General features: G+C 74.6%; 11 protein-coding genes. 3 read left to right on the top strand and 8 right to left on the bottom strand.

What is annotated here, in order from left to right; translation table 11 throughout:
• Positions 1-11: 11 nt before the first annotated feature.
• A complete protein-coding gene (locus AB0C84_RS39740) occupies positions 12-1,511 on the top strand; it encodes an amino acid permease (RefSeq protein ID WP_361076393.1) in 1,500 nt (499 codons plus the stop codon).
• Positions 1,508-2,908 carry an aldehyde dehydrogenase (NADP(+)) gene (locus AB0C84_RS39735; protein WP_361076390.1) on the top strand — a complete coding sequence of 467 codons (1,401 nt, stop codon included), beginning with the start codon at positions 1,508-1,510 and terminating at the stop codon, positions 2,906-2,908. The genes AB0C84_RS39740 and AB0C84_RS39735 overlap by 4 nt, the downstream gene beginning before the upstream one ends.
• 51 nt (positions 2,909-2,959) lie before the next feature.
• On the opposite strand, the gene AB0C84_RS39730 is transcribed toward AB0C84_RS39735, so the two are convergent.
• From AB0C84_RS39730 to AB0C84_RS39715, 4 genes are all read right to left on the bottom strand, one after another.
• Positions 2,960-4,339, bottom strand: coding sequence for an NADP-dependent succinic semialdehyde dehydrogenase (locus AB0C84_RS39730; RefSeq protein ID WP_361076387.1), 1,380 nt, complete (start codon positions 4,337-4,339; stop codon positions 2,960-2,962).
• Between the two features lie 83 nt (positions 4,340-4,422).
• Positions 4,423-5,442 (bottom strand): lactonase family protein, encoded by a 1,020-nt coding sequence (locus tag AB0C84_RS39725; RefSeq protein ID WP_361076384.1) that lies wholly within the window; start codon positions 5,440-5,442, stop codon positions 4,423-4,425.
• 54 nt (positions 5,443-5,496) lie between these two features.
• Positions 5,497-6,525 carry a hypothetical protein gene (locus tag AB0C84_RS39720; RefSeq protein WP_361076381.1) on the bottom strand — a complete coding sequence of 343 codons (1,029 nt, stop codon included), beginning with the start codon at positions 6,523-6,525 and terminating at the stop codon, positions 5,497-5,499.
• Positions 6,526-6,580: 55 nt separating this feature from the next.
• Entirely contained in the window at positions 6,581-6,811 is a 231-nt protein-coding gene (locus AB0C84_RS39715; protein WP_361076378.1) for a hypothetical protein, read from the bottom strand.
• A gap of 18 nt (positions 6,812-6,829) precedes the next feature.
• Between AB0C84_RS39715 and pgi the strand changes: the two genes are divergently transcribed.
• Complete coding sequence (gene pgi, locus AB0C84_RS39710; protein ID WP_361076376.1) at positions 6,830-8,458, top strand: glucose-6-phosphate isomerase; 1,629 nt, start codon at positions 6,830-6,832, stop codon at positions 8,456-8,458.
• Between the two features lie 93 nt (positions 8,459-8,551).
• Here the strand turns inward: pgi and AB0C84_RS39705 are convergent, their stop codons facing one another.
• From AB0C84_RS39705 to AB0C84_RS39690, 4 genes are all read right to left on the bottom strand, one after another.
• A complete protein-coding gene (locus AB0C84_RS39705) occupies positions 8,552-8,809 on the bottom strand; it encodes an EF-hand domain-containing protein (protein ID WP_258942326.1) in 258 nt (85 codons plus the stop codon).
• Positions 8,810-8,907: 98 nt separating this feature from the next.
• Positions 8,908-9,651, bottom strand: a complete 744-nt coding sequence (locus AB0C84_RS39700; protein ID WP_361076372.1) for a sugar isomerase domain-containing protein — start codon at positions 9,649-9,651, stop codon at positions 8,908-8,910.
• On the bottom strand, positions 9,644-10,126 hold the full coding sequence (locus AB0C84_RS39695) for a PTS sugar transporter subunit IIA (protein WP_361076370.1): 483 nt from the start codon (positions 10,124-10,126) through the stop codon (positions 9,644-9,646). Before AB0C84_RS39695 ends, AB0C84_RS39700 begins: the two co-directional genes overlap by 8 nt.
• Positions 10,123-10,537: PTS sugar transporter subunit IIB (locus AB0C84_RS39690; RefSeq protein WP_361076367.1), on the bottom strand; the 415-nt coding region annotated here is incomplete at its 5' end. The genes AB0C84_RS39695 and AB0C84_RS39690, both read right to left, overlap by 4 nt.

Here is a 10,537-nt window from a genome sequence, read left to right as displayed (position 1 = left end):
GAGGGACCTCCATGTCCCAAGCCATGCCGAAAACACGACCACCGCGGGGCCCGGCCGGGTCCGCGCTGTTCACCCGGGCCGGCGTCTTCCGCCTGAAACCCGTCGACTCCTCGGAGGAGGAGACCCCCGGCGGCCTCCGCCGCACCATGGGGCTGTGGCAGCTCGTCGCGCTCAGCCTCGGCGGGCTCGTCGGCGCGGGCGTGTTCTCGCTCGCCGGCGTCGTCGCCCACGACGACGCCGGGCCCGGCGTGATGATCTCCTTCCTGATCGCCATCATCGCCAGCGCCGCCGCCGCGCTCTGCTACGCCGAGTTCGCCGGCACCATCCCGAAGGCCGGCTCCGCCTACACCTACTCCTACGCCGCGCTCGGCGAGGCGATCGGTTGGGCGATCGGTTGGGACCTGCTGCTGGAGTACACCGCGATCGTCGCCGTCGTCGCGATCGCCATCTCCGGCTACCTGTCCTACATCCTCGACCAGATCGGCCTGGACATCCCGGACTGGGCGCTCGGCGCGCCCGGCACCGGCGCCGGTCACAAGGTCGACCTCTTCGCGGCGCTGCTGTGCCTGCTGCTGGCGTTCGTGCTGTCGCGCGGGACGAAGGAGTCCGCGCGGTTCGAGACGATCCTCGTCGTGGTCAAGCTCGCCATCGTCGCGCTGGTCATCGTCGCGGGAGCGTTCCACGTCTCCGCCGGCAACTTCAGCCCGTTCCTGCCGTTCGGCATCGGCGGGGCCGTCGCCGGGGCCGCCACCACCTTCTTCGCCGTGTACGGCTACGACGCCATGAGCGCGGCCGCGGAGGAGAGCGCCGAGGCCAAGAAGGTGCTCCCGAAGGCGATCGTCATCTCGCTGGCCATCGCCGCGGTCATCTACCTGCTGGTCTGCATCGTCCTGCTCGGCATGCAGGACTACCGGCAGATCGACGTCAAGAGCCCGTTCTCCAGCGCGCTCGCCTCGGTCGGCCTGACCGGCCTCGGCACGATCGTCGCGGTCGGCGCCGTCGTCGGCATCACCACCTCCGCGCTCGCGAACATGCTGGCGGTCACCCGCGTCTGGTTCTCGATGAGCCGGGACGGCCTGCTGCCCGCCTACTTCGCCCGCAACCACCCGCGCCGGCAGGTGCCGACCCGCGTCATCTGGCTCGTCGGGATCGGCTCGGCGGTCATCGCGGGCCTGCTGCCCATCAAGGAGGCGGCCGACCTCACCAACATCGGCATCCTGATGGCGTTCATCGTCGTCGCGATCGCCGTCATGGTGATGCGCCGCACCCGCCCCGACCTGCCGCGCTCGTTCCGCACCCCCTGGGTGCCGGTGGTGCCGCTCGTCGGCATCGCCTTCTCGATCTGGCTGATCGCCAACCTCGACTGGATCACCTGGGTCCGGTTCGCGGTGTGGATGGTGCTCGGCCTGGTCGTCTACGCGCTGTACGGGTACCGCAACTCGGTGGAGAACCGGGCGCCGCGGTCCGCCCGCACCGCCCCGAACACCGAGGACGAAGGGAGCACCCCATGACACCGGACCAGGCCGTGTCCGCGGCGGTCGCCGCCGCGCCAGGCTGGGCCGCCTCGCCGCCGGCCGAACGCGCCGCCCACCTGACGGCGGTCGCGGACGCGCTGGAGGCCGCCCGCGGCGAACTGGTCGCCCTCGCCGACGAGGAGAGCCGCCTCGGCGAGGCGCGCCTGAACGGCGAGCTGACCCGCACCGCGTTCCAGCTGAGGCTGTTCGCCGAGCAGGTCCTGGAGGGCGCCTTCCACGACGCCCGCATCGACCGGCCCGACCCGGACTGGCCGACCGGCCCGCGCCCGGACCTGCGCCGCCACCGGACGGCCGTCGGCCCGGTGCTGGTGTTCGCGGCGAGCAACTTCCCGTTCGCCTTCAGCGTCGCCGGCGGCGACACCGCGTCGGCGTGGGCGGCGGGGTGCCCCGTCGTGGTCAAGGCGCACCCCGGCCACCCCCGGCTGTCGCGCCGGACCGCCGAGGTGATCGCGGGCGCCGGGCTCCCGGACGGCGTGTTCGCCCTGATCGAGGGCGAGGACGCCGGAGTCGAGGCCCTGCGGCATCCCGGCGTGGCCGCCGCCGCGTTCACCGGATCCCAGCGGGGCGGCCTCGCCCTCGCGAGGATCGCGGCGGAGCGGCCCGTCCCCATCCCGTTCTACGGCGAGATGGGCAGCGTGAACCCGTCCGTGGTGACGCCCGGCGCGGCGGCGGCCCGCGCCGAGGAGGTCGCCGGGGGGTACGCGGCGTCCCTCACGCTGGGAGCCGGCCAGTTCTGCACGAACCCCGGCCTGCTGTTCGCACCGGCCGTTCTGCTGGACGGCATCGCGGCGCGGCTCGGCGAGATCGCCGGCGCGCCGATGCTCAACGACCGGATCAGCTCCGGGTACCTGGACGCGGCGGGCACGCTGGGCGCCAGGCCCGGCGTGCGGCGCCTCCTCTGGCCGGACCAGGGGGACGCGCTGACCCCGCGCCTGCTCGCCATGGACCTGGCGGCGTTCAAGGCCGACATCGACGCCGCGTCGCAGGAGTGCTTCGGCCCCCTCGGCCTCGTCGTCACCTACGAGCGCCTCGCCGACCTCACCCGCGTCGTGGCGGCCCTTCCCGGCCAGCTCACCGCCTCGCTGCACGCCGAACCGGAGGAGACCGGAGACCTCGCGGCGCTCGCCGCCGTGCTCGCCGGCCGCAGCGGCCGCGTGCTGTGGAACCAGTGGCCGACCGGCGTGTCCGTGACGCACGCGATGCAGCACGGCGGGCCGTACCCGGCCACGACCGCGCCCTCCACCACCTCGGTCGGCACGGCCGCGATGGAGCGGTTCCTGCGGCCCGTCGCCTACCAGGGCTGGCCGCAGGACCTGCTCCCGCCGCCGCTCCGCGACGACAACCCGTGGAAGGTCCCGCAGACCGTCCGCTGAGTCCGTCCTCGGTCCGCCGCGCGCGGCGGACCGAGGACGCGGGGCGGGCGGTCAGCCCACCCAGACGGTCTTGGCGTTGCAGAACGCGCGCATGCCGTCCGCCGACAGCTCGCGCCCGTACCCGGAGCGCTTCACCCCGCCGAACGGCAGCTCGGGGAAGGACGTCGTCATCCCGTTGATGAAGACCTGCCCGGCGTCCAGCTCCCGCACGAACCGCTCCCGCTCGCCGTCGTCGCGCGTCCAGGCGTTGGAGCCGAGCCCGAAGCCCGTCGCGTTCGCGACCTCGACGGCCTCCGACACCCCGCGCACGCGCAGCAGCGTCGCGACCGGCGCGAAGACCTCCTCGTGGTACATCCGCATCTCGGGCGTCACCCCGGAGACCACCGTCGGCGGGTAGTACCAGCCGGGCCCGTCCGGGCGCTCGCCGCCGCACAGCACGCTCGCGCCCTTGCCGACCGCGTCGGCCACGAGCTCCTCCGTCTCGGCGCGGCCCTGCTCGTTGACGAGCGGGCCGACGTCGGTGGCCTCGTCCATCGGGTCGCCGACCCTCTTCTCCCGCATCCGCTCGACGAACAGCCGCTCGAACTCCTCGGCGCAGCCGGTGTCGACGATGAACCGCTTCGCCGAGATGCAGCTCTGCCCGTTGTTGAGGCACCGGGACTCCGCCGCCGTGCGCGCCGCGGCCTCGAGGTCGGCGGACGGCATCACCACGAACGGGTCGCTGCCGCCCAGCTCCAGCACGGTCGGCTTGATCTCGTCCCCGGCGATGGCGGCGACGGACCGCCCCGCGGGCTCGCTGCCGGTGAGCGTCGCGGCCTTGACCCGCGGGTCGCGCAGCACCCGCTCGACCTTCGCCGAGCCGATCAGCAGCGTCTGGAACGCGCCCTCGGGGAACCCGGCGCGGCGGAACAGGTCCTCCAGGAACAGCGCGGTCTGCGGGACGTTCGAGGAGTGCTTCAGCAGCCCCACGTTCCCCGCCATCAGGCCCGGCGCCGCGAAGCGGATCACCTGCCACAGCGGGAAGTTCCACGGCATGACCGCCAGCACGGGCCCGAGCGGCTGGTAGCGGACGTAGGCGTCCCGCGCGTTCACGTCCGCCGGGTCGGCGGGGCGCCGGTCGGCCAGGAACTCCGCCGCGTGCTCGGCGTAGTACCGGCACGCCTTCGCGCACTTGTGCGCCTCCGCCATGGCCGCCTTGAGCGTCTTGCCCATCTCGGTGGTCAGCATGGCGCCGATCTGGCCGGCCTCCCCGTCCAGGACGTCCGCCGCGGCGTTCATCCACTCCGCCCGCCGCTCCAGGGGGACCGTGCGGTAGGAGGCGAAGGTGTCCGCCGCCCGCGCGATGCGCCGGTCGACCTCCTCGTCGGTCAGCGCGTCGAAGGTCTTCTCGACCTCACCCGTGGCGGGGTTGGTCGTGGCGATCGTCGTCATGTCCGGATGCTCCCTGAGTGTCGGGCTCGTTCACCCGGGACGTGCCCGAGGTGGCCCGCAGGAAACGCTGCCCGGAGCGGTGGTCAGCCGGGGATCACGCACACCGGCGAGGGGATCTCCAGGGGCGGCCCCGCCGGCGCCGGGACGCCGTCCGGCCCGATCCGGAAGGTCGCGATCGCGTCGCTCCGCTCGTTCGCCACGTGCATCCACTCGCCGTCCACGTGCAGGTCGCGCGGCCAGTGCCCGCCGGAGGGAACGTCCGCGACCGGCGCCAGCGCCGCGCCGCCGTCCAGCACCCGGTGGGCCGTCACCACGTCCGTGCCGCGCATGGAGGTGTAGACGAACCGGCCGCCGTCGCCGAGCCTGATCGCCGCGCCCTGGGCCGCGTCGCCCGCCGGACCGGCCGTCGCCGGCGACTCGGCCACGACCTCCAGGCCCGCGTACCCCTCGGCCGGCCTCAGGACGAGGACGGACGCGGCCAGCTCCGCCAGCACGTGCACGTGCCCGCTCGGATGGACGACCAGGTGCCGCGGCCCGCACCCGGCCGGAAGGGCCGTCTCCCCGGCGAGCCGCAGGGCGCCGCCCTCGATCCGGAAGGACCGCACGAGGTCCGCTCCCAGGTCGGTGGTCAGGACCGTCCCGTCCGGGGCGTGGACGGCCATGTGGGCGTGCGGGCCCTCCTGGCGGTCGGCCCTCGGCCCGCCGCCGTGCCCGTCCACCACGTCCGCATCCCCGGCGAGGTCGCCGCCGGGACCCAGCGGGTAGGCCCGGACCGTCCCGGACCCGTAGTCGGCGACGACGAGGCGCGTACCGTCCGGTGAGACGGACAGATGGCAGGGCAGCGCCCCCGCCTCCCGCGCCCCGATCTCCTTCAGCCGCCCTCCGGCCGCCTCGTAGGCCATGACCCCGCCTCGGTCCTCCTCGCGGACCGCGTACAGGACGTCTCGCGTGGGATGGACGGCCAGGTAGGAGGGGCACACCGCCTCGGCTGCGAGCCCGTCCGCGTGCAGCGCGCCGTCCGCCCCTCGCACGACCCGGTAGATCCCGGCGCCGCCGCCCGCCGCGCCGGTGTACGTGCCCACCCAGAACGTCCGCTCGCCCACCCGGGACTCCCCTCGAAACGCGATCCGCCCGCCCTCCGGCGGCCGAGGGCGAGCCTAGTCCCGGCCGTGATCGGCGGCACCGGGAGCCGTCTCCCCGGGCCCCGCCGCGAGGCGGGCGCGCAGCCGCGCGGCGGCGTCCAGGACCGCCTCCCATTCCGCGTCGGTGGCGTCCACCTGCCGGTGCGCGGTGAAGTAGGGGTTCAGCTCGACCTGCCGGTCCTCGGCGTGCCGCCGGACGACGTCGAGCATCCCCGGCACCGGGTCGTGCCCGCGCTCGCGGTCGATCCCGGCGACCAACTCGTCGAGTGCGGCGGCGGGGTCCGCGTCCGGCACGGTGACCGCGCCGCCGCAGCGGGCGATCTGCTCCTCGTACCGGTCCTCCCAGAACTCCACCCGCCATCCGGGCCACAGCCCGTCCAGCTCCGGGACGAGGCCCGCGCTGTGGTCGCCCAGCCAGGCGCCCGCCGTCCGGGTGGCGAGGTCGACGTGCAGGCCGCTCGCGGGAACCGTCCCGAGCTCCAGCCGCGGCCGTCCGCCGGAGGGCGGCCGCTCCAGCAGGCCCGGGCCCTGCCAGGCGGTGTGGACCTCCCACGGCAGCGGGTAGGCGGTGATCCCATCGTCCGCGCGGACGGTGAGCAGGTGGACCTGCCACTCCAGGTCGGTCTCCGCCTCGGCCGGCAGGACGCGCTCGTCCTCGTCCGGACGGCGGACGAGCGCGCGGTCGACCCCCGCGGCCGCGGCGAGGTCACCGATGCCGTCGTAGGCCCACCGCACCGTCCAGCCCGGCCAGGTCAGGGAGAGCAGCGCGAGGAAGGCCCGCCGGAGGGGCACCTCCAACAGCAGCTGGCCGCCGAAGAACACCAGGCGCCGGGCCGTGCTGTCGACGACCGCGCCGCCCTCCGCCCAGGCGTCGTCCAGCCAGTCGCGGGCGGGGTCGTCGTGGCGGTGCTGCGCGGAGACGAACCGCGCGGCCGCCTCGGGTCCCGCGACCAGCGCCGAGCACACCCTGTCGGCGCCCCAGTGGGAGTAGTGCAACCGCAGGCCGTCCTCGTCGATCAGGGCGAAGTTCGCGCGAGCTCCCATGGACGGGGACCTTAGCGGCGGGCAGGGACAGAGCCCCAGGGGTTTTCCGGCGCGCTCAGGGGGAGGCGGGGCGCAGGAGCGCCTCCTGGGCGACGGAGGCCACCAGCGCGCCGTCCGCCGCGTGCAGCGTGCCGCGGGCGAGGCCGCGCGCGCCGTGGTCCGCGACGGGATCCGCGGAGTACCTGATACGGTCTCGCGCGGTCGAACCTATGATCGCCGGTGGGGAGCGGCGTGGCGCCCGGGGGACGTTCGGCGCCCGCCCGTGGGGGTACGCCCTCGCCCCCACGAGGAGATGAGAGAGGCAATGGCTGATATCACCGAGTCGCCCGAATGGACCGCGCTCGCCGAGCACCACGCGGCGATCGCCGGGCGGCACCTGCGCGAGCTGTTCGCGGAGGACCCGGACCGCGCCGACCGGATGACCGTGACCGCGGGCGACCTCTACTTGGACTACTCCAAGCACCGCGTCACCGGCGAGACCCTGACGCTGCTCGCCGCGCTCGCCGAGCGGGCCGGGCTGCGCGCCAGGATCGAGGCGATGTTCGGCGGGGAGCACATCAACGTGAGCGAGGACCGCGCCGTCCTCCACACCGCGTTGCGGCTGCCTCCCGGCGAGGCCCTGACCGTGGACGGGCAGGATGTCGCGGCCGATGTGCACGCCGTCCTGGACAAGATGGCCGGCTTCGCCGGCCGCGTCCGGTCGGGGGAGTGGACGGGGTCCACCGGCAAGCGCATCACGACCGTCGTCAACATCGGCATCGGCGGTTCCGACCTCGGCCCCGCCATGGCCTACGAGGCGCTGCACGACTTCGCCGACGCGGGCGTGTCCTGCCGGTTCGTGTCGAACATCGACCCGGCCGACATCCTCGGCAAGCTCGCCGGGCTCGACCCCGAGCAGACGCTGTTCGTCGTCGCCTCCAAGACGTTCGGGACGCTGGAGACCCTCACCAACGCCAAGGTCGCGCGGCGGTGGCTGACCGAGCGGCTCGGCGACGACGCCGTCGCCCGCCACTTCGTCGCCGTGTCGACCAACGCCGAGCGGGTCGCCGAGTTCGGCATCGACACCGCCAACATGTTCGGTTTCTGGGACTGGGTGGGCGGGCGCTACTCCTTCGACGGCGCCATCGGCCTGTCGCTGATGATCGCGATCGGCGGCGAGGCGTTCCGCGAGATGCTCGCCGGGTTCCGGGAGGTCGACGAGCACTTCCGGAACGCGCCGTTCGAGGCGAACATGCCGGTGCTGATGGGGCTGCTCGGCGTCTGGTACACCGACTTCTTCGGCGCGCAGACCCGGGCCGTCCTGCCCTACAGCCAGCGGCTGTCGCGGTTCCCCGCCTACCTCCAGCAGCTCACGATGGAGTCCAACGGCAAGTCGGTGCGGGCCGACGGCGCGCCGGTCATCGCGCAGACCGGCGCGATCTTCTGGGGCGAGCCCGGCACGAACGGCCAGCACGCCTTCTACCAGCTGCTGCACCAGGGCACCCGGCTCGTGCCCGCGGACTTCATCGGCTTCGCCGAGCCGTTCGAGGACCGCGAGGGGATGCACGACCTGCTCACCGCGAACATGCTCGCGCAGACCTCGGCGCTCGCGTTCGGCAAGACCGCCGAGGAGATCGCCGCCGACGGCACGCCCGCGGCGGTCGTCCCGCACAAGGTCATGCCGGGCAACCGGCCGAGCAGCACGCTCCTCGCGCCGAAGCTCACCCCGAAGACCCTCGGCTCCCTCGTCGCGCTCTACGAGCACATCGTCTTCGTCGAGGGGACGATCTGGGGCATCGACTCCTTCGACCAGTGGGGCGTCGAGCTCGGCAAGGTCATGGCGATGGACCTCGCTCCGGCGCTCACCTCGCCGGAGCCGCCGTCCGAGGCGCCCGACCCGTCCACCGGCGCGCTCGTGCGCAGGTACCGCGAGCTGCGCGGCCGCGGCGTCTGACGTCTCCCGGGCCTGGGACGCACAGGCCCGGGACGTGCCGAAGGGCCCGCCGGTCGTCCGGCGGGCCCTTCTCTCGTCTTCCTCGCTTCGCCGTCAGGCGCGCGCGCCGGGCAGCGGCCCCTCGACCCAGCCCTGGGACTCCAGGACGGCGCGGAACTCGCCGTGGGAGATGTACCCGTCGAGGTTGCTGTCCGCCTTCTCGAACCTGTCCTGCGTCTCGGCCCGCGTCCAGGACAGTCCCAGCTCCTCCAGCGCGAGCGTGAACTCCATCAGGTCGAGCTTCTCGTCGCCGCCGAGGTCCGCGCGCGTGAACACGGCAAGCAGGTCGTCCCCGGTCGGTCTCGTCGTCATCTCGCTCCTCGTTCCGGTCCGAATTTAGCCCCGCATCATGTCATAGCGGCTTGGCCCGGCCATATGAGAAACGCCGCGGGACGACCCGTGGTTCCGCGTCAGCCCTCGCCCGTCAGCTCGGGGACGCGGTGGCGGTAGCGCTCCAGCAGCGCGGCGTTCACCTCGTCGCCGCCGGGGACGTTCGCGCTCGTCCAGCGCGGCGGCTCCACGCCGCGCGCCGCCGCGAGGTCGTCGAGGTCGGCGAGCACCCGCGCCCACGCGTACGCGGCGAGGACGGTCGAGACCGCCGCGGTGCGCGGCGCGCCCGCCGGATGCAGCACGTCCCCGGGCGGGACGCACGTGTCGAGCACGATGGCCGCGTGGTCGGCGAGGGTCGTGTCGGCCCGCGCCGCCGCGCCCCGCGACGCCCGCGCCGACGTCACCGCGACGACGGGCACGCCCCGCGCCGCGCACTCCCGCGCGACCTCCACGGGATAGGGGTTGCGGCCGCTGGTGGAGAACACCACCGCCACGTCGGGCGGGGCGGGGGCCGCCTTCTCGACCACGGCGCGCCCCACCCCGTCCCGCCGCTCGGCGCGGGTGCTGCGCAGCGCGTGGTCGAGCGGGAACACGGCGGGGTCCCAGATCGGGCGGACGGCGGCGAGCCCGCCGGCCCGGTAGAACGTCTCGCACACCATCGCCAGGGAATGCCCGGCGCCGGCGACGTGCACGATCCCGCCGGCCTCGATCGCGTCGAGCAGCAGGGCGGCGGCGTCGCCGGCCGCCCCGCCCGAGGCCGCGTCGAGGTCGTCGAGCAGGGCCCGCACCCGGGCGGGGAACCCCGAGGACGCCGCGTCAGGCATTCGGCAGAGCCTCCTTCAGGATGCGGGCGAGGTCGTCCTCGCCGGACGCGGCGCGCAGCCGGTCGGCGAGCCCGCCGGACAGCGCGCGCGCCAGCCCGGACAGGGTGCCGACGTGCGCGTCGGGGTCGGGTGTGCAGAACGCCAGCAGCAGGTCGACCGGGTCGTTGTCAGGATGACCGAACTCGACGGGCGCGGCCAGCCGGGTCACGCCGACGCCGACGGCCAGGCCGCCCTCCTCGGGGCGGGCGTGGACGAGGGCGAGCCCCTTGGTCAGCACGATGTACGGGCCGTTCTCCTCCACCACCCGGACGCACGCCTCGGGGTAGCCCTCGCCCGCCGCGCCCGCGTCGACCAGCGCGCGGGCCGCTCGCCGGACGGCCTCCCGCCAGCCGGCGGCGGTCGCCCCGTCGGTCGCGGCGACCACCGGACCCGGCGCGGCGGACCCGGTGGCCGCCCCCTCCGAGGGGGCCGTCACGCGAGCCAGCCCTGCTCGGTGAGGCGCTCCCTGAGCTGGGCCTCCAGGCCCTCCTTGTCCAGGAAGTCGCTGACGGTGATCACCACGGGCGCCAGGTCGGCGATCTCGCCGGTGTGCATGCCCTGGCCGATCACCACGTCGGGCGACATCCCGCGCGCCGTGGACACGTCGGTGTTCTCCACCCGGGCGTCCACGCCGAGCGAGCGCAGCGCGTCCTCGGCGGTCATCTTGAGCATCAGGCTGGAGCCCATGCCGACGCCGCAGACCGCGAGGATCTCCAGTTGCCGGTCCAGTGCCATGTCGTCCCTCTCTCCTCGTTGGGGCGGCGGGCCCCCGCGGGCGGCCGCGCCGGCCCCCCCCCGCCCGCCGGCCGCCCCGGGCGCCCCGCGCGCGGGCGCGGGCGCCACCAGA

It is taken from the genome of Actinomadura sp. NPDC048955 (assembly GCF_040649435.1).
Lineage (GTDB): Bacteria > Actinomycetota > Actinomycetes > Streptosporangiales > Streptosporangiaceae > Spirillospora > Spirillospora luteofluorescens.
The sequence above is the reverse complement of the archived record's forward strand: the minus strand, read 5'-3'. Positions and strand labels throughout refer to the sequence as shown.